Annotated in this window: 14 protein-coding genes; 10 read left to right on the top strand and 4 right to left on the bottom strand. The window is 41.4% G+C overall.

The window, feature by feature from the left end; translation table 11 throughout:
• Nucleotides 1-274 precede the first annotated feature (274 nt).
• Nucleotides 275-910 carry a 2-polyprenyl-3-methyl-6-methoxy-1,4-benzoquinone monooxygenase gene (coq7, locus tag FTU00_RS08720; protein ID WP_180179553.1) on the bottom strand — a complete coding sequence of 212 codons (636 nt, stop codon included), beginning with the start codon at nucleotides 908-910 and terminating at the stop codon, nucleotides 275-277.
• A gap of 3 nt (nucleotides 911-913) precedes the next feature.
• A complete protein-coding gene (locus tag FTU00_RS08715; RefSeq protein WP_166134926.1) occupies nucleotides 914-2,233 on the bottom strand; it encodes an MFS transporter in 1,320 nt (439 codons plus the stop codon).
• A 174-nt stretch (nucleotides 2,234-2,407) separates the two neighbouring features.
• Between FTU00_RS08715 and FTU00_RS08710 the strand changes: the two genes are divergently transcribed.
• A complete protein-coding gene (locus tag FTU00_RS08710; RefSeq protein WP_180179552.1) occupies nucleotides 2,408-5,164 on the top strand; it encodes an autotransporter assembly complex family protein in 2,757 nt (918 codons plus the stop codon).
• Nucleotides 5,165-5,202: 38 nt separating this feature from the next.
• Nucleotides 5,203-9,726 (top strand): translocation/assembly module TamB domain-containing protein, encoded by a 4,524-nt coding sequence (locus FTU00_RS08705; protein ID WP_180179551.1) that lies wholly within the window; start codon nucleotides 5,203-5,205, stop codon nucleotides 9,724-9,726.
• 107 nt (nucleotides 9,727-9,833) lie between these two features.
• Here FTU00_RS08705 and xseB read toward each other — a convergent pair whose 3' ends face one another.
• Both xseB and xseA read right to left on the bottom strand, forming a co-directional pair.
• Nucleotides 9,834-10,028: an exodeoxyribonuclease VII small subunit gene (gene xseB / locus FTU00_RS08700; protein WP_005235956.1), complete on the bottom strand. Its 195-nt coding sequence runs from the start codon at nucleotides 10,026-10,028 to the stop codon at nucleotides 9,834-9,836.
• Entirely contained in the window at nucleotides 10,018-11,289 is a 1,272-nt protein-coding gene (gene xseA, locus FTU00_RS08695) for an exodeoxyribonuclease VII large subunit (RefSeq protein ID WP_180179550.1), read from the bottom strand. Before xseA ends, xseB begins: the two co-directional genes overlap by 11 nt.
• 453 nt (nucleotides 11,290-11,742) lie before the next feature.
• On the opposite strand from xseA, the gene FTU00_RS08690 reads away from it, so the two are divergent.
• The 8 genes from FTU00_RS08690 (at nucleotide 11,743) to FTU00_RS08655 (ending at nucleotide 20,155) form a co-directional block, all read left to right on the top strand.
• A complete protein-coding gene (locus FTU00_RS08690) occupies nucleotides 11,743-12,189 on the top strand; it encodes an I78 family peptidase inhibitor (protein WP_180053428.1) in 447 nt (148 codons plus the stop codon).
• Between the two features lie 112 nt (nucleotides 12,190-12,301).
• Nucleotides 12,302-12,661, top strand: coding sequence for a hypothetical protein (locus FTU00_RS08685; RefSeq protein WP_004783806.1), 360 nt, complete (start codon nucleotides 12,302-12,304; stop codon nucleotides 12,659-12,661).
• 214 nt (nucleotides 12,662-12,875) lie between these two features.
• Entirely contained in the window at nucleotides 12,876-13,145 is a 270-nt protein-coding gene (locus FTU00_RS08680; RefSeq protein ID WP_180179549.1) for a hypothetical protein, read from the top strand.
• A gap of 297 nt (nucleotides 13,146-13,442) precedes the next feature.
• Nucleotides 13,443-16,082, top strand: a complete 2,640-nt coding sequence (locus FTU00_RS08675) for a bifunctional aconitate hydratase 2/2-methylisocitrate dehydratase (protein ID WP_180179548.1) — start codon at nucleotides 13,443-13,445, stop codon at nucleotides 16,080-16,082.
• Nucleotides 16,083-16,155: 73 nt separating this feature from the next.
• Nucleotides 16,156-17,079, top strand: coding sequence for a hypothetical protein (locus tag FTU00_RS08670; protein ID WP_008304145.1), 924 nt, complete (start codon nucleotides 16,156-16,158; stop codon nucleotides 17,077-17,079).
• Nucleotides 17,080-17,117: 38 nt separating this feature from the next.
• Complete coding sequence (locus tag FTU00_RS08665) at nucleotides 17,118-17,339, top strand: hypothetical protein (RefSeq protein WP_180179547.1); 222 nt, start codon at nucleotides 17,118-17,120, stop codon at nucleotides 17,337-17,339.
• 124 nt (nucleotides 17,340-17,463) lie between these two features.
• On the top strand, nucleotides 17,464-18,687 hold the full coding sequence (gene gltS / locus FTU00_RS08660) for a sodium/glutamate symporter (RefSeq protein WP_180179546.1): 1,224 nt from the start codon (nucleotides 17,464-17,466) through the stop codon (nucleotides 18,685-18,687).
• A 373-nt stretch (nucleotides 18,688-19,060) separates the two neighbouring features.
• Nucleotides 19,061-20,155 (top strand): hypothetical protein, encoded by a 1,095-nt coding sequence (locus tag FTU00_RS08655; RefSeq protein ID WP_180003715.1) that lies wholly within the window; start codon nucleotides 19,061-19,063, stop codon nucleotides 20,153-20,155.
• Nucleotides 20,156-20,280 lie beyond the last annotated feature (125 nt).

Raw genomic sequence — 20,280 nt, 5'->3', positions numbered from 1 at the left:
ACCTTTAAAGCATTATTTTTTTGATAAATAGGTCATAGCTATTTAATAGTTATACCTGTCTCAATCGTTCTAGAATTTTAATAAATACGAGATGAAACCGGTTCGATTATAACAGCTGAATAAAAGAATAGAGTTTGATTAAAATGTGAACCGATATTCTGTTGGATAGATGGTTAAATTGATTGATCTGCACTCAAAAAAATCAATGAGTCATCTTGTTTAAGAATTCATGAGAATAAAAAAAGCCCTCAAAAAAGAGGGCTTCATTTGATACTTAAATATAATAACTGGTTTTAGTCATTAACTTGGAAATACCGGTCATGGCAATCTTGACTGGAAGGGGTAAATCTACACCGCCTGCAGCCAAAGCAGTATCACGGTGATGCAGTTCATCTTCATTCATCTGTTCCAGAATGCGACGTGAGCGTTCATCTTGTGTGGGCAGCTGATTAATATGATGCTGTAAATGCATACTCACTTGGCGTTCGGTTTCTGCAACAAAACCCAGACTGTATTTGTCCCCCGCAATGCCGGCAATTGCACCCATCCCAAAGGAAAGGCCGTACCAGACCGGATTGAGTAAACTGGTATGGCTATCCAGTTCTTGTAAGCGGTCTTCACACCAGGCCAGATGATCCTGCTCCTCAATTGCCGCCTGTTCCATTTCCCGACGTACATTTGGTAATTTCGCGGTTAATGCCTGTCCATGATAAAGCGCTTGAGCACAGACCTCACCACTATGATTTACGCGCATTAAACCAGCTACATGACGGGCATCACTTACAGTAAGCTGGGTTTCGACCGGTTTGGCTGGATTTTCCCGTTGTGAGGACGTCGTTCCTGGAACAAGACTGCGTAATGCCTGGTCAAAAGAATGAATAAGCTTATCGACACCTGTATATTGACGCATGAATTAATCCTCCAAAGGGGCTTTTGCGGTTTTGATCATCGGTTTCAATCTATAGAGCAGCCATAAGGTAAACAGGCCACTCAACACAGCAGTAATACAGAAAAGTATTTTAAGATCAAACTCTAAAATGCTTAAAATAATAATTGAGAATATAGCAGAAGATACCATGAAAACGGCATTCAGGATGTTATTTGCTGCAACCACACGTGCACGATGTGAGCGGGGAGAATGCGCTTGCATCATGGCATACAGCGGCACGATATAAAAACCGCCACTAATGCCCAGTAAAGTTACCGCCAGCATCACATGATAATAGCTCCAGCCTTGCTGGAATACATCTGCCAAGCCAAGTAGAGCACCAGTACGTTCCGGGACAAAGGCAAGACTTGCTGCCAGATACAATGCAAAAACTACAAGACCAATAGCGCCAATAGGAACCATTTTAATATTGACCTCAGTACCACCTAATCTACGGCATAGATAAGAACCTAAACCGATCCCGACAGAGAAAAAGGTTAAAAGCAGACTGGCAACATTTTCAGAAGCATGCAGGTTTTGTAAGGTAAGCTGTGGAATCTGGGTCAAATAAGTTGCACCATAAAACCAGTACCAGGAGTTACCCAGCAGAATTAAAAAAACCAGCGGTAAGCTTTTGGCATATTTAATGGTCTGAAAGCTGGTCCGGAAAAAGTTCCAGTCAATGTTGATTTCAGGCGCTGGAATGCTCTGCTTCAGAATATAACGACTGGAGAGATAGCCAACCACGGCAATACTTAACACCGTCAGGCTGATCCAGATCAGATTGCCTGTAGAAGCAGCAATGACTGCACCACCCAGAATCATACCGAATAAAATCGCTAATGAAGTGCCTGACTGAAATAGTGCGTTACCTGACATCAATTCATCCGGTTTTAATACTTCAGGCAAAATGGCATATTTAATCGGGCCGAAAAAAGTGGATTGAGTGCCCATTAAAAACAGGGCGAACAATAGCATCCATAAATGACCGAGTAGGAAACCAACAGTCCCCAGAATCATGATCACAATTTCAAAAATCTTTAGATAGCGAATCAGCTGGGAACGTTCATATTTGTCTGCAATCTGGCCTGCCGTCGCAGAGAAAATAAAATAAGGTAAAATGAACAATAGTGCGGCAAGGTTATTTAGTGTGCTAATACTGGCTGATTGTTGCTGAATCCAACCATAGGTAATCACCAGTAATAATGCCTGTTTAAAAACATTATCATTCAGTGCACCAAAAAACTGGGTCAGGAACATGGGTAAAAAGCGGCGGCTCGCTAACAAATGTTCATTGTTGTTCATATAAGACGTGCTACATTAAGATTTATTAAGAAATGTGAGATATACGTAAACATTGAGAAAAATCATGTAAGATACTTTCGTCCATGTAAAGGCAAAACCCAATAATTTAAGTTCTTTAGCTTATCTTTTTCGGTCAAATAATCAATTAAAGAATGTATTCGTTTAGAGTTTGCTATGCCCGCAAAGAGAAAATTTAAACAAACGATGCTAAATCGTAGTATGGGGTCTCTCGTACCATATCATGGCCGAGCCAGGCTATGTATGAGCATATTTTTCATGATGTTATCGCATCAGGGCATGGCACAGACCGAGCAGACGGAAACTCCGGTAGCACTCTCTCAGGCAGAAATGATCGAAGAGTTATCCCAGGAAGCTGTACGACAAGGGGTAGCTACGACCGAAGCTGAAGCAACAGAAAAAGTTGAAGAAGCTTTAGAGCCTGAAACTTCGGCTGTAGATAGTATGCAAATGCTGCAAGAACAGCAGATTATGGGAACGTCTCTGGGTGAATTTCAGCCAATTGAATTTGATGATTTAGAAAGCCTGCCGGTGCAAACGATTGACCAGAGCATGGCCAATGAGATTTATCAGGTTGCGGAAGAAGCGAAACGCGAGGCGCAAGCCTATCGCCAGACCGCGCAAACTGAAACCGTAGTCAATGATATGAGTCAGCAGGAACTGGTTGAAATCAATCAGGCACCTGTGAATGTTGATCAGCTTATGCAGTCCATTCAGGCCGATAGTCAGATCATCGTGCAAAGAAATGAGTCGGGTGCGACCTTATCTGAGTTGCCGGCACCAACAACGCCTGAAAATGACAAACGTCCGAATATTTTCAAACGACTGTTTTATAAAATCCGTCCACCTCGCCAGATTATGACCGCCAGTTTGCCTCGAATCAGTGCAGATGTGGTCATTGTGAATGGAAATGGCACTGCGCAAAGCAATGGCGGATTGAATCGTAAAGCCCAGTCAGAAGGTTATACGAATCTCAGAAATAATGTAAAAGCTAAACTTTCCAGCTTTACCCAGGAATCCTTTGAAGATTTTTCATCTGCATTACCGCAACTCCGTAATCTGTCCAATCAGGCTGCCCAAGCTGTAGGTTATTACAATGCCCAGTTCAGATTTGAAAAATTATCTGACAGTCGGGTTAGAGTCTATGTGACTCCGAATGAGCCGGTCATTATCAATACCCATAATATTGAGTTTAGTGGCCCAGGTGGTGAACAGCCGCAGTTCCAGGTTATTAGTCTTCTACCGGAACAGGAAGAAGGTGATATCTTTAACCATGGGGATTATGAAAAAACCAAAGACCGGATTAATACCGCAGCCAGCAATAATGGTTATTTTGATGCGTACTGGCGCTTGCATGATGTGCTCATTGCCCAACCCGAAAATACAGCCGATGTGAACCTGCGCTTTGAAACAGGTGAGCGTTATAAACTGGGTAATGTAGAGTTCAGGATGAGTGATCCTGAAAAAGAATTTCCGCTAAATCGTGATGTACTGGAAAGTCTGGTTACCTGGGAAGATGGTGCTGATTACACCTTCTGGCGTGTAAATAGCCTGGCCAACAACCTGACGAACTCACGTTATTTTAACTATACGCTGGTGGATGCGATTCGTCCTGATCCTATTGATCGAGAGCTGGAACTGGCACCGGATATTCAGAGTCTGATAGAAGAACAGAAGTTTTCAGAAGATGAAATAGGTGTAGCCAAGAAAGCTGCACCGGCATCCGATCAGGAAGTTACACAGGATGTGGTGGATGAAGATCAGTTTGCTGGTAGTCGTGATGCAGAGAATCCAAATTTAAGAACTTTGCGGGTTCAGCAACAGACTAAAGAAGACGAAGAAGAACGTTTAAAGGCTCAGGCTCGTGAAGAGAAAAAAATTCCGGTGATCGTGACACTGAATGCAGACCGTCTTAACAGTGCCGAAGTTGGTCTGGGTTATGGTACGGATACCGGAACACGCTTACGTGGACAATATCGCCGCGCGATCGTAAACAAGCGTGGTCACTCATTTGATGCCAACCTTGAATTGTCACAAATCCGTCAGTCAATTGATGGCCGTTATAATATTCCATACAACCATCCACTTAATGACTATATCAGTATCGTAGGTGGTTATGAGCGTGAAGAACGTGATGGTGTGGCTCAAGGTGATGGCCTGCTAATTGAATCCGCGGTACTCGGTGCTGACCGGATTATTAAAAATCCGCGTGGCAGCTGGCAACAAACTTACGGTCTACGTTACCGTCTGGATCGTCTGACGCAGGATGGTTCGGTTGATTTTAGCCAGATTCCGGAAGCGTTCAGATTCAATACTGAAGATGAACAGCAGTCTCTACTGGTGGGTTATGAAGTTTCCCGTACCGATAGTGATCGCCGGGTGAACCCGACCAAGGGTTTTAAGCAGACCTATAAAGTCGAATTGGGCAGTGAAGCTCTATTGTCTGATGCCGATATGGCGATTGTGAATGCAGGCTGGCGTTTTATCTATTCACTGGGTGAAAATGCCGATCACCAGTTTGTTGGTCGTGCGGATCTGGGGTATATCTTTACTGAAGATTTTGCCAAAGTACCCTATAACCTGCGTTATTTTAGTGGCGGTGACCAGAGTATCCGTGGTTTCGACTATAAGAGTCTTTCTCCAGAAATTGAAGGCTTTAAAGTGGGCGGACAGGCTTTGGGTGTGGCTTCACTGGAGTATAATTATCAGTTCAGGGAAGGCTGGCGCGCTGCGGTATTTGCGGATGCCGGAAATGCCTATAATGAGGATTTTAGTAATCCAACAGAATATGGTGCGGGGCTGGGGATTCGTTGGGCTTCACCGATTGGCCCAATTCGTTTAGATGTGGCGACCGGACTGTCAGATGACAATTATCCGATTCGTCTGCACTTCTTTATTGGCTCGCAGTTATAAAACATTTATTAATTAAAAAATAGTTATTTGGGTAGATCATGGTCGAGAACCAACCACAGCCAGAACAAGAGCAACAACCTGAAGTTGTGCCGAAAAAGCGCCGTATCTTTAGAAGTATTCTATTGTCGGTCCTTTTTTCTCTTATTTTTCTGCTGTCTGTACTGGCGATCCTGTTTTCTACCGATAAAGGCAGTAAATTCCTGCTTGATCAGGTGATGCAGCGCCAGGAAATCATCCATTACGAATATGAAGGCGGAAATCTGTGGCGCGGGATTATCCTGAAAAATGTTCTGGTTACCCTGAAACCGGTCGATGTCAAAATTGACCGTGCTGATGTCAAGCTGGGTTGGCGGGCGATTATCAAAAAAGAAATTCATCTGACTGAAGCAGATGTACTGAATTTACAGATTATTAATAAAAATCCGCCAAGTGATGAGCCATTCAAGTTCAATGCTATTCGTTTACCGTTTGTATTGCGGGTTGATCATTTACTTCTCGATCACCTAGTAATTAAAACCCAGACCAATGCAGTCGATTTTTATAATATCGAACTGAATGAAGCATTATGGTCAGGTACCGAGCTGAATTTCGAAGATTCCCGCATGGATATGGGCTATCTGTCGGTACGTGAAGCTACCGGGAAAATGCAGTTTGAAGGTAAATATCCACTAGATGCACGCGGGATTTTAAATCTGCCTTCACTCAGAGAAAGCCTGAATATTCATGATATTCAAGTACGTGCTAGAGGCACACTGGATACCATTCAGGCCGGGGTCGCGACCAACACGCCAGATTTGCTGACAGGCTGGGCAGTTCTGCACCCGATGCGTCCTAATGTACCCATGCGTGGTGAACTCCAGTTTAAGCAATATCACTGGCCAATCCTGACAGAGCAAAAACTGTTTACGAAAGATGGTGTAGCTGAGTTTAATGGGAATACCAAGCGTCTGGATCTGAATGTTCGCACCGATATTGAAGGTGAAAATATCCCGGATGGGCAATATACCGCAGTAATGTATACCGATCTGGTCAATCAGCTCAATATTACTGATTTAAATGGTCAGCTGATGAAAGGTTCAGTAAGTCTGGCAGGTACTGTAGGCTGGGCTGATCGGGTGGATTGGGATCTGACAGGTCGCATGAATGGGATAGATCCGAAACATCGGCGAATTCCACAGGTGGTGCAAGACTTTCTGCCACCAAGTCTGGACGGTAATATTGCCTCTACCGGTAATCTGGAAAATGGCCTGCATTTAACAGGACTGGTGGATTTTGACCGCTATGAAACCTGGAATATCAAGCTGGATCAGAAGCCGGTTAAAGACAATAAAGCTCAACCGATGTTACTGGATGTAGCCTGGAAAAATATTGATCGTGCTGTACCTTATATCGGCTGGTTAAAAAGTGAATCAGGAGATGTCGATCTGGTACTGGTCGAAGGCCAGCAAAATATCCATGTCGCTACCCAGGTTGCTCAGCATGAAGAAGGACTGTTGCCGACAGGAATGTATCAGGCACAATTGAACTTGAAAAATAACATCCTGAATGTTCCAAGTTTTAAATATAGTGGAAATGGACAGGCCGGCAGTCTAACAGGTAATGCACGGGTTGAACTGCCAGAAGAAAAACGTCAGCTCAAATGGTCCGCAGTATTAAATGCCCAGAACCTGAATACCCAGACTCTGGCTGCAGCTTCACCAATTGACCGCTTGAATGGTCGAGTAAAAGCCAGTGGTTATGCACGCCCGAATCAGCAGATTATTAACCTCAGCGGTGTAGATCTGACCGGACGACTGGCTGCGCAAAATGAAACCGTTCATCTGACAGGTAATAGTAATATTGCCTTGTTGTTCCATGATGAAAAAGCAGGTGGCGGATTCAAAAGTTATGCGATCAATTATGATGGTGCATTAAGTGCCAGCCAGATCAAGGCTAGTCAAGGATTGTTAAAACTGCGCTTGTCGGGTACGCCTGATATGCTAAATATCAAGGAACTGCGTCATGATGGGGTCGCTGGAAAAATTAATGCCAATGGTCAGGTGAACTTAGCAAATGGTATTGGCTGGAATGTAAATGCCTCTCTGGTGCGTTTCAAACCTCAATATTTCAATGCCAAGCTTAAAGGTGAATTGTCTGGTAATCTGCAAACCCAAGGTGTCTGGTCGGATGCAGTGAAGCGTGTCCAGATTCAACGCTTAAATCTGGCCGGTATGTTGAATAATAAACCGGTACGCGGTAAGGGTAATCTGGCTGTATTGATTGACTCCAAGCAGCGTGGTTTTGTACCGCAACAGTTTGAAGCCAATAACCTGTTCCTGTCTTATGCCAGCAACCAGCTCCAGGCCACAGGTAATGCACAGAATCTGCAACTTAAAGTGAATGCACCGGCATTATATGAGCTTTATCCAGGATTAAGAGGCCGGGTACAAGGCTACATCAATATGCAGGCACAACCGCGTTTACAAGCAACTGCGAATCTGGCAGTGGATAATTTTGCCTTCAAGAACCTGTTTAGCGTAGACAAGATTCGGGTACGCGGCCAGTTGCCGACTTCACAAACCACACCGACTTTATTGACTGCAACCATGGATCAGTTGCGTAGTGGCAATAGACAGATTGTACGCGGTGAAGTGTCACTTGCTGGAACGCGCGCCGCGCATGTGCTACAAGTTCAGGCTGAAAATAAGCTGTCTAAATTCTTTGTTCAGCTGGCAGGTGGTTTTAATGCACAAAATAACTGGTTAGGCCAGATCCAGCGCGGTGATTTCGACTCACTGCGTACCCATCTGGTGCAGCGTCAAAATGCAGCTGTGATTTATAACACTGCACAGTCGGATCTGTTTGTTGGCGCTCATTGCTGGATGAGCCAGCAAAGCCAGCTCTGCTTTAATCAGCCAATTCGAGTGAATAAAACTCGAGGTAGTGCTTCATTTATTACCCGTAACCTGGATCTGGCTGACTTTAGTGCCTTCCTGCCAGAAGGTATAGCATTAACCGGTAAAGTGAATGGTTATGCCAAGGCAGCTTGGGCACAAGGTGCTAAACCGAAAATTGATGCACGTCTGGTAACCCGCAATGGGGTGATCGGCTTATCTTCTGATGATCCGGAATATTTAGGCTCGACCTTAAAATATGATGAAGTGGGGCTGGTCGCAAAAAGCGTGGCTGCCGGTCTACAGATTCGTCTGGATGTGAAAACACCAGATATTGGTACTGGCTATGCCAATGTGATTATTGATCCATATCGTGACAATAAACCAATGCGTGGCGAGATTGCCTTTAACCAGGTTCAGCTGAAGGTCTTTAAGCCATTCATTCAGGATGTGCGTAATCTGGATGGTACTTTGTCTTATGCAGGTAAAATTAGCGGAACGTTAACCGATCCATTACTTGAAGGTGAAATTCGGGTTAAGGACGGGGCGATCAGCATGATTTCATTGCCAGTCAATCTGACCAATGTGCAGCTCTATTCATCAGTCCGCCAAAATACCGCGACTATTAATGGTGCATTTAACAGTGGCCGTGGCGCTGGTAAATTAACCGGCTCTGTAGACTGGAAAGGTGATCCACGCGTACAGCTCAAACTTCAGGGCGAAAATCTGTTGATTCGTCAGGCACCGCTGATTACTGCAGTGGTTACGCCTGACCTGACCTTGGATATGTATCCGTTCAATAAAAAATTAAGCTTGAGTGGCAAGGTCGATGTTCCTCGTGCACTGATTTCCATGCCTGAAGCCTCTGAACCTGTCGTGGGCTTGTCTTCTGATGTTCGTGTTGTACGTGAAGGAGATGACCAGCTCGCCATTCTGAAAGCGGCACGTCCATGGGATATTCGCGCAGATGTTGCAGTGTCGTTAGGAAATCAGGTGATCTTCCAGGGCTTTGACAGCCGTATACCACTCTTAGGTCGTGTCAATCTGAAGCAACGTGGTCTGGAATCTGCGATGCGTGCCAATGGGGCGATCGGGGTATCACAACGGGTGAAAATTGAAGCCTATGGACAAAGTCTGGATCTGAACCGTGCGATTGCACGTTTCAATGGCCCGTTATCGAATCCAACCCTGGATATTGATGCCAATAAATCGATACAGGGCAGCACAGTCGGTGTGCGTGTTACAGGTACAGCCTCAAGTCCTGCTATTCAAATTTATAATGATGCTGGTCTGTCTGAACAGGAAGCGTTGAATGCCCTGATTACTGGTCGTATCAATGAAGGGGCTTCAGGTTTAAGTCAGGCAGAAGGTTTCAGATCTGATGTAAATAACACCATTGCAGCCGCAGGGATTAGTCTGGGCTTGGGCGGTACGCGTGCCTTGACCAACCAGATTGGCCGAAGCTTTGGCTTGAGCGGTCTGGCACTGGATGCACAGGGAACAGGGGATGATACTCAGGTGTCTGTAACCGGTTATATTACGCCAGATTTATATATCCGTTATGGGGTTGGCGTATTTACCCCAGTGAACAAGCTGACTTTACGTTATCAAATGAATCAGCGTTTATATCTGGAAGCCAGTCAGTCTTTAGAGCGTGCAATTGACTTGTTCTATAACTGGAGATTCTAATCTAATAAAAAGCCCTCTAAATGAGGGCTTTTTTATAGGCAAGAGATTTAAAAATAGCCTAAGCATTTAAATCATCAGGCTATACTGATTTAAGGTATTTAATAAAATTAATCCTTAAAGGTCTCGTTTAGTGCATTCTGAACAGCTTCCACTCGAGATTTACAGGCTTTATACGCCTGCATAGACTCTTCAACGATTTTCATCAGATTATCAATATCTGGTTCTTGCTGAGATTCAAGTAATTCAGCATTCTTTTTCAAGATGTCATAGCCTTCCTGAAAGCTCAAAGTATCATGACTCATGGGGAGTTACCTGCGTAAGTTGTGCTGAAAATAGGCCATCGTGTAATTCAACCTGAACGGGTTGTGGCACATCAATTTGATGGATTGAACGAACCACATGTTCTTGCTGGCGCACAATGGCATAGCCTTTGGACAAAACATGTTTGGGATTTTGCAGCAGTGTTTCCCGCATCATGGCATCTAGCTGCTGGTTAATCAGTTGGGTCTGTTGCTGGGCAAGGTTAGAGGTGTTGGACTTGAGCTGCTCTAAACGTTGCAAGGCATTCATAATCTGGTGATTGGCCAAATTTTGGATTAGCTTTAGATATTGCTCATTCTGGCTTTGATAAGCTTGAATTTGCTGTTGAGAAAGTCTCTGGATACTTTGCAGGTTATTTATAACTTCTTGCGTCAGCTCGACGACATGATTGCGAATTCCAGCAATCACTTTACTTGGTGTGTCGAAAGAACGATGAGCAATTTCATCCAGAATCGTCCTGTCTTTTTCATGACCAATACCAACCCAGACGGGAACTGAACGTTTGCAGAGCAGGGCAGCCAATGCATAGTCATTTAAATAAGCCAGATCATTGACTGCACCACCGCCACGAATGATTACGATCAGGTCAGGCGCGTTATGATAAGTTTGTGCCCACTGCTTTAAAGCTTGTGCCAAGCTTTGCATGATGCTTTGCGCTGCCGTATTTCCCTGAAAGGTCGCACTGTGATAGATAAATTCGCATACCTGAGCTTTTTGCAAAGCATCAGCATCTTTCTTGAAATCGCCCAGACCGGCAGCCTTTTCCGGAGCAATCACCAGAATCCGGTTGAGGTCAAAAGGTATAGGCAGATTTTTATTGCGATCAATCAGACCTTCGGTTGTCAGTCTTTCTACAATCTGCTGATAACGTCGGGCTATATCTCCCAAGGTATATCCAGAATCAATCTCTACAATATTTAGGGAAAACCCATATTGCGGATCAAAGCTGGCTTTGACTTTAATTAAAACTTTAAGATCCCGGCTTAGTTCAATACCACTTTCACGTTCAAATTGCGTCACAATTGTCTGCGCAGCAAATTTCCAGATCGTGGCCCGGCAACTGGCAATGACCTGATCATTGTCAGGATCTTTTTCTGCCAGTTCCAGATAGTAATGGCCAGCTTTGATATTTAAATTTCGAATCTCAGCTTTGACCCACACCGGTGTATCGAAAGTGATTTTAACTACTTCCTGAACCGTAGAAAGGTATTCTTTTAAAGAAAGCTGGAGATCGTCTTGCATGCCGAGATAAAGTTTAAAATTCAATCAAATATTAGATCAATATGGCCGATAGTACAAACACCAAGCTCCGTGCATAAAGAAGGTTAGGATAAAAAACTGGGCGAGAATTAACTTAATACTCTAAAAACAAAATATTAGAATAATACTTGGTTGATGAAGGGTAATAAACACTTTGTATAATAATGTAATGACATTGTCATCTTGAAGCCATTCCAATATTTAACTGAATCTAAATTTTAGTTAGTTTAAGAAAGAGATTACTTTTAAAAGCTAATTATTGATTGATATAAATCATAGGAAATAGTGAGAACTTAAATGGGGTTAAACCTAATGATATTAAAAAATGATCCTGCCGCTTTTTACAGAATTACAAACACTCAAGCCTTTTCAGATCTGACGCTATAAATGGAATATGCTACATTAAAGGCGAATTCCTTTAGAAGAATACCGCTCATGAAAAAAATAATTTTATCTGGTTTGTCCGGATTATTTGCATCCATCCTCCTTGCTGGTTGTAGTACAACCCAGTCGCCTGATTCAAACTCTGCGTCATTAGGAACAGCCAATCCAGCGAGTGCCTATTGTATCAATCAGGGTGGAAAGCTGGAAATCCGTAATGAAACTAATGGGCAAGTGGGCTATTGTCATTTAAAAAATGGGCAAGTGGTCGAAGAATGGGAATATTTCCGAGCAAACCAGTCTAAATGTATTGCTGATCAGGCAGCTGCGCTGGTGGGCCAATCGAATTTAACTGAAGCGCAAATCAAAGAGAAAACCAAAGCTCAAATGGTACGCATGGTTGCACCTGGCCAGCCTGTCACTATGGATTATCGTGAAGAGCGCGTGACGGTCACTGTAGATCCAGCCACTAAGAAAGTAGTTCAGGCAAGCTGTGGCTAAGATATGAAATGATACTTTCGAGCAGGCAGTATCAATAAGAATAGGTAGAAATTTCATTTTAAATGACAAATCTGCGCTGATCTCTTATAGTGCCTCTCGGAAGGAGAAATTCATGAAAAAGTTATTTGCTTTATCGCTGATGGTTGCTCTGGTCGGCTGTGCAGAGAAAAAACCTTTAACCCCTGAAGAGCAGTGGCATGGCTATTGTCGTAGTGTGGGGAATGCTGCACGGACCATTATGCTGGATCGTCAGAATGCGATCGAGAAAGAAAAGGCTGTTGAGCATGCCAACAAGATCGATGATGACATTACTCGCGGTTTTATCCTAAATATTATCGATGAAGTCTATGCACTTCCGGAACAGGAAATTAAGACCGATGTAGATGCAGCCCGTGAGAAAGTCCGCGCTGAATTTACCGAAAAATGTATCGCCACACCGCATGATAAAATGCCAGATTACAAACCGTTCTAAGGAACGGTTTTTTTATATTTAAATAAAACAAACTAAGAAATCATCATTCAAAATAAATAGTGGTTTATAGATATAAGAAAATTCTTCTAATAATAAAAATAGCCTAAGCAATATTAAATATAATTTGTGACAATTGCTAAATCTAAAATATAGAAATGCTTATCTTTATATTGAATAATGAATTTAACTCCAAAGCCTTTAGGAGAACAATAATATGGACGTCGTGAAGTATTTATATCACTCAGATCTGCTGTTAGAAGATGAAAAAGGATTGGCTATTATCGGTAGCGGACGCTATGTCCTGAGTGTAGGAGACAAGGTCGTGATTAAGCGGATCTTGGAGCAGGACAAAAAACGCTGTCTGGTCGAGATTTCCTTTGCCAGCAACAACCATAGTCAGACTTATGAAGATCAATGCGAATTAAAATTTGAGGGTTGTCGGGACGCTTTTCAGCAATATTTGAACTCAACGACAGTCCACTAAGGTGTAGTATCTTTTTCTAAGTAAATCAGGCAACATCGATGTTGCCTTTTTTATGCGTCAAATTTGGTTAAAAGTTGCCATATCTGTACTTAAATTATGCAAGGCGATGATGATTTGATTATTGAATGATCTTTATAAGCATCATTTAGTTATAAAATAATGAGCATCACAAAGAAACACTGTACTTGCATTAACTTTTAACTGGAATTTTAGTAAAATTTTAGAGTCCATATTATTTGTGAAGCTTTTATAAAGCAGGAATTCACAGGTAATTTTTTAAAAAAGAGGAATAACACCGTGCTAGAAGCTTACCGCCAACACGTTGAAGAACGTGCCGCACTCGGAGTCCCACCGAAGCCACTTGATGATGCTCAAACTGCTGCATTAGTTGAATTATTAAAAAATCCCCCAGCTGGTGAAGAAGCATACTTAGTTGACTTGCTTGAAAACCGTGTTCCAGCGGGTGTTGACCAAGCTGCATACGTAAAAGCTGCGTTCTTAGCTGCATTGGCAAAAGGCGAAGCGACTTCTCCACTAGTTTCTAAAGAACGTGCGGTTTACTTACTGGGCACTATGCTTGGTGGTTATAACGTTGCTCCTTTAGTTGAACTTCTAGAAGATGCAGAGCTTGGTGGTCTTGCTGCTGAAGCTTTGAAAAAAACGCTTCTTGTATTTGATGCGTTCCATGACGTAGCTGATAAAGCTCGTGCAGGTAATGCAAATGCAAAAGCTGTTCTTCAATCATGGGCTGACGCTGAATGGTTCACAAACCGTGCAGACGTTCCAGAAGAAATCAAACTGACAGTTTTCAAAGTAACTGGCGAAACTAACACTGACGACTTGTCTCCAGCACAAGACGCTTGGAGCCGTCCAGACATTCCATTGCACGCAAATGCAATGCTGAAAAACGAACGTGATGGCATCAACCCAGAAGTTCCTGGTGAAGTTGGTCCATTAAACCAAATTAAAGACCTCATCGCGAAAGGCAACAAAGTTGCTTACGTAGGTGACGTTGTTGGTACAGGTTCTTCTCGTAAATCTGCAACTAACTCTGTACTTTGGTTCTTCGGTGACGAAATCGCTCATATTCCTAACAAGAAAGAAGGCGGTTACTGCTTAGGTTCTAAAATTGCTCCGATTTTCTTCAATACTATGGAAGACGCTGGTGCGTTACCAGTTGAAATCGACGTAGCAAACATGAACATGGGTGATGAAATCACTCTTAAAATCGACAAGGCTGCTGCTAAAGTAACTGCGTTCAAAGACGGCGCTCAAATCGCTGAAGCTGACCTTAAAACTCCAGTACTTCTAGACGAAGTTCGTGCGGGTGGTCGTATTAACCTGATCATTGGTCGTGGTTTGACAACTAAAGCACGTGAAGAGCTTGGTCTTGAGCCTTCAACTCTGTTCCGTACTCCAGTACAACCTGCTGACACTGGCAAAGGCTTTACCCTTGCTCAGAAGATGGTTGGTCGCGCTTGTGGTCTTCCTGAAGGTCAAGGTATCCGTCCAGGTACTTACTGTGAACCACGTATGACTACAGTTGGTTCTCAGGATACAACTGGTCCTATGACTCGTGACGAATTGAAAGACTTGGCTTGCCTAGGCTTCTCTGCTGACTTGGTAATGCAATCTTTCTGTCACACAGCTGCGTATCCAAAACCAGTTGACGTTCAAATGCAACACACGCTTCCTGATTTCATCATGAACCGTGGTGGTGTTTCTCTACGTCCAGGTGACGGTATTATCCACTCTTGGTTAAACCGTATGCTTCTTCCAGATACTGTTGGTACTGGTGGTGACTCACATACTCGTTTCCCAATTGGTATTTCATTCCCGGCAGGTTCTGGTCTTGTAGCATTCGCTGCAGCAACTGGTGTTATGCCACTTGATATGCCAGAGTCTGTTCTTGTGAAGTTCAAAGGTAAAATGCAGCCTGGTATCACTCTACGTGACCTAGTTCATGCGATTCCTTATGTAGCGATCAAAGAAGGTGATCTGACTGTAGAGAAGAAAGGTAAGAAAAACATTTTCTCTGGCCGTATTCTTGAGATCGACCTGACAGAAATGGAAACTGACCTGACTGTTGAGCAAGCATTCGAACTTTCTGATGCTTCTGCTGAACGTTCTGCTGCAGGTTGTGCGATCACGCTTTCTGAAGAGAAAGTTGCTGAATACCTACGTTCTAACATCACTATGCTGAAGTGGATGATTTCACAAGGCTATGGCGATGCTCGTACTATGGCGCGCCGTGTAGAGAACATGGAAAAATGGTTGGCTAACCCATCACTTCTTAAAGCTGATGCTGATGCTGAATACACTAAAGTGTATGAAATCGACCTTTCTACAATCACAGAACCAGTTCTTTGCTGCCCGAACGACCCAGATGATGCAAAACTTCTTTCTGACGTTCAAGGCGTTAAAATTGATGAAGTATTCATCGGTTCTTGTATGACTAACATCGGTCACTTCCGTGCAGCTGGTAAACTTCTAGACAAAGTACCTGGTGGTTCTTTATCTACTCGTCTATGGTTGGCTCCTCCAACTCGTATGGACGAACACCAATTGATGGAAGAAGGTTTCTACAATACTTATGGTAAAGCTGGCGCTCGTACTGAAATGCCAGGCTGTTCATTATGTATGGGTAACCAAGCACGTGTAGCTCCGAACACTACTTGTGTATCGACTTCTACTCGTAACTTCCCGAACCGTCTAGGTCAAGGTGCTAACGTTTACCTAGCATCTGCTGAGCTTGCTTCTGTTGCTGCTGTATTGGGTAAACTACCTTCTCCAGAAGAATACCAACAGTATGCTGCTCAAATCGACAGCATGTCTGCTGACATCTACCAATACTTGAACTTCGACAAGATGAGCGAGTATACAGATGCTGCTAAAGACATCGATACTAAGAAAATTGCTGCTGCTCAATTGGCTTAATTGATCAAAAAGTAGTTTAGAATAAGGGCTGATTTATCAGCCCTTATTTTTTTATAAATCTAAAGTTTAAATTATGAATCCATTGCATTTATTATTAATAGAAAATTTTACAAAATTAACCAATTTATTTCTTAATTTAATAAAGTTTGGGGCAGGTATAGGGGGATTGAGTTTAATATATTATCTTTTACTTATAAGTTATTTACCAAATGAGTTTGCAATTGGCGATGGATTGCTATTGTTTATGCTATCTATAGTAATTGGTATGATATGTTGCGTAATCTTTTTATTACTATGGATTCAAGGAAAATTAATATTTGATGTATTTTTTCTAATTTATAAAAAATCACCTAAAATAGTTAAAAATATTATTAGCAGGAAAGTAGCTGGAGATATTAAATTAATTATTCCTAAATTTGATAAATTTACTAGTTTTCTTATTTGCCTAATATCATTTTTTATTTTTTTAGTTGTTTCCTTTAGTCTTGAATCTGCTGAATTTTTATACTATATAATTGTATGTATTTATTTATATATCTTTTATATATTGATCTATAATATCTCTCTAGAATATAAATATTTATCTAAAATATTGAATAATAATTCTAGTATTGAAAATGCTTATGAAAAAATTCTCAAAAATAAACTTAGAGAAAGAAAAAATGCTTTATCTATTCTTATGGGGGCTTTTTTGATCATACCATTTTTAATGGGTGGTCAATATAATGTAATTGAAAAAATAGTTAACTTTTCAATGGAAAAAACTAATGTGAGGGTCATGAAAACTAGTATTTATATTAAAAATGATTTTGCACAGTTGATATTAATGAAGAGTATGGGGGGAAATAAAATAAATTATACTAGAATTAATAATGTTGATATTCTTTTTAGGGGCGGAGGTAAAAATACATTAATAGGCTTCTTAAAGAATGGGGTTTATATAAAAATGGAAGTGCCAAATGATTCTCTTTTAAACGTTTATCATGTTAAAAATTAAATTATAATATTAATATCTTCAATTATTGATGTAGATACATGCCCAAACAATCCCGATTCCTCTGTATTGGCGGTTTCTTAAATGGAACTCAGGTCAAAGACCAAGGCGACAGCTTTGTCTGCGTCGAAAATGGTAAACAGGTGACTTACCATAAAAAGGAAATCTTCCATCAAGATGCTTGGGATCATGATTATTATATTTGTGAAAGTACGACAGACCAGCAAGCACACAATTGGGTTTATGATATTCCATCGTATTAATTGAATCTATTTAGGACATAAATTAAACAATTACTAGAAACAATAACTTGCATAACATTTCTAAAATTGATTTTTCATACTGTTTTCCTAAAACTGTATGAAAATAAAGCTAATAGGGAATGTTATGAATTATGAAATCGATGCCTTTGGCACCTTGGTGATTGCAGTATTTTTTCTTTTTATTGGGCGGTATCTTGTTAGTAAAATTGGCTTCTTTAGAAACTATAACTTACCTGAACCCGTGATCGGCGGCCTAATCGCAGCAATTACAGCTTTTATTCTCTATAAATTTTTTAATATCAGTGCCACATTTGACTCAGAAATCCAAACCATTCTGATGCTGATGTTCTTTACCTCTGTGGGTTTAAGTGCAGACTTTACCAAGCTCAAAGAAGGCGGGAAATCACTTCTGATCTTTCTGGTCTGTGTCATTCTATTTGTAGTTGTACAAAATGCGGTGGGTATGAGCTTAGCTACAGCACTTGGGCTTGATCCATTGATTGGTCTGATTGTTGGTTCTGTTACCTTAACAGGGGGTCATGGTACTGCCGGTGCTTGGGGTGAAGTTCTGGAAACTCAATATGGAATCCAAGGGGCAATTGTCCTCGGAATGGCAAGCGCTACTTTTGGTTTGATTATTGGTGGACTTGTGGGCGGTCCGGTTGCCAAATTCTTGATTAAACGCAATCAATTGGCAGAGACAGTAGCGCAAGAGACCAATGAGCAACAACTCGATACTAGCATCAACACCGCACCCTTCGAATATCCAAAGAAAACCCGGTTGATTACAGCCAGTAATGCAGTGTCGACTTTGGGGATGTTTGCGCTATGTATTTTTGTTGCGAATGAAATGACAGAGATTAGTCAGGGAAGATGGTTTGAACTGCCGACCTTTGTCTGGGCCTTAGGGACAGGGGTGATTGTACGTAACTTTCTGGAGCATATACTGAAAGTTGATATTTTCGACCGTGCCATTGATGTATTTGGCAACGCGTCATTGTCCCTGTATTTATCTATGGCTTTACTGTCACTGCAACTCTGGTTGCTGGCCGATTTGGCAGGTCCGCTCATTACCATTTTGTTTGCGCAGACAGCGGTACTGATTTTATTTACCGCAATTGTGACCTTTAGAATCATGGGAAAAAATTACGATGCAGCGGTATTAGTCGCAGGACATTGTGGTTTTGGTATGGGAGCAACACCGACTGCAATTGCTAATATTCAAGCGGTCACCAATAGTTATGGTCCATCGCATAAAGCCTTTTTGATCGTACCGCTGTGTGGTGCATTTTTTATTGATATTGTGAATGCTGTGGTCATTCAGAGTATCATTGCATTTTTCGGTTAAATGTTAATATGACTTTAAAATCATATAGACATGAAAAAGCCCCATGGTTAGGGGCTAGTCGTATGCACATCTAAGGCACATACTGTAAGAGGCTCATCTCATACTAAGTGTATTAGAACACAGAACTGCATGGACGGATATAAATATCGTATTTTCCTCACCAGATTTTTAATAGCTGATTTATTTATATTCGGTTTGATCTTTATTTTAAAATCAGTTTAGTAGGGGAGTTACCAAACCAAAAGATTGTCTTAATTTAAGACGAATGGTATTTCTATTAATTTAATGACGCTTATCAATGTGATAGAGTTGGCAAGTTTTTTCTAAAACAACTTAAAAATTATAAAATTAAATAAAAATTAGGTTAGTTATAATGTTCATAAAACAAAAACATCCAATATTATTGGGAGTAGCACTCTCATGTTTATTATCCGCATGTGGTGGCAGTGGAAGTTCTGATAGTTCTAATTCTTCAACCAATGAATCCAATAATAATCTCACCCAAACAACTTATGCAGAAATTTCAGGTGTTGCATTCGCTAATAAAGCGTTGGCTTCAGCAGAAGTAAATGCAATCTGCAAAGATGGCAGTGGATTTAAATCTAAGGTAAGTACAAATCAAGATGGAGCGTGGTCTGGTGAGGTCAACGCATCACAGTTTCCATGTCGTATCGAGGTGCAAGCTGACCGAAAATATTATGGCTATGCGCAAAAAGCCGGGAATGTGAATGTAAACCCATTAACAGATTTATCTATAGCTTATGGGAGCTCACAACTACCTGAAATATGGTACAAATCAGGGGTGATATCTACCGATAAATTAAATTCAGGTCAATTTGAATTATTAACTGAATTAATTAAAAAAGGTTATGGCATTGAAAACAATGTCGATATTTTTAATGGTAAGGTTGAAATAGCTGATCCAATTCATCAAGTTATACAAAATTTATTGGAAGCAATTCGAACTGGAAATACAATTAAAGATTATGATGCTTTATTGATATTGGTTAAGGATGGGAATTTATCTTTTATACCAGATAAACCTAATAGTGCTTTAGTTGATCCATTGAATATACAAGTAAATACAGGCGCTTGTGTTCCTTATGATCCAAAGGAATTCGGTCGATATGAATATTGTAATTCTAGCGTACTTCCAGATTTCGAAGAAGATCAATTGATTTCGGTATTTGGTCAAAAATGTGTATTAACGAAAGTCGGTGAAATATTAAGTATTACTGACGGTAAATTGACAATTTCCGCTCGTATTAATCAAGACAAAGATGACGCAATTTTGGTGCAATATAGTGAGGGTGCTTTATTTGCTGCAGTGAATCCAAATCCTCTAGATGCAGATGATGTGACGCATAACGTCGCCATTTCATTGCTTCCATCAGGTCAAATAAATGGTGTAACTGCAGGTAATGATCAAGGGGATGCTTTATACTGCGCATCAACACGCCCACATTAATAAATTGATTTTATAAATGTTCAGACATTAAAAAGCCTATGGTTAGCGACTAGTCATCTTGTGTATTAGAGCGCATATATGATGGAATTTATAAAGAATCTTATTAACTCAAAAAACCATCAGGT

This window comes from Acinetobacter sp. YH12041, assembly GCF_013419975.1.
GTDB lineage: Bacteria > Pseudomonadota > Gammaproteobacteria > Pseudomonadales > Moraxellaceae > Acinetobacter.
The sequence above is the reverse complement of the archived record's forward strand: the minus strand, read 5'-3'. Positions and strand labels throughout refer to the sequence as shown.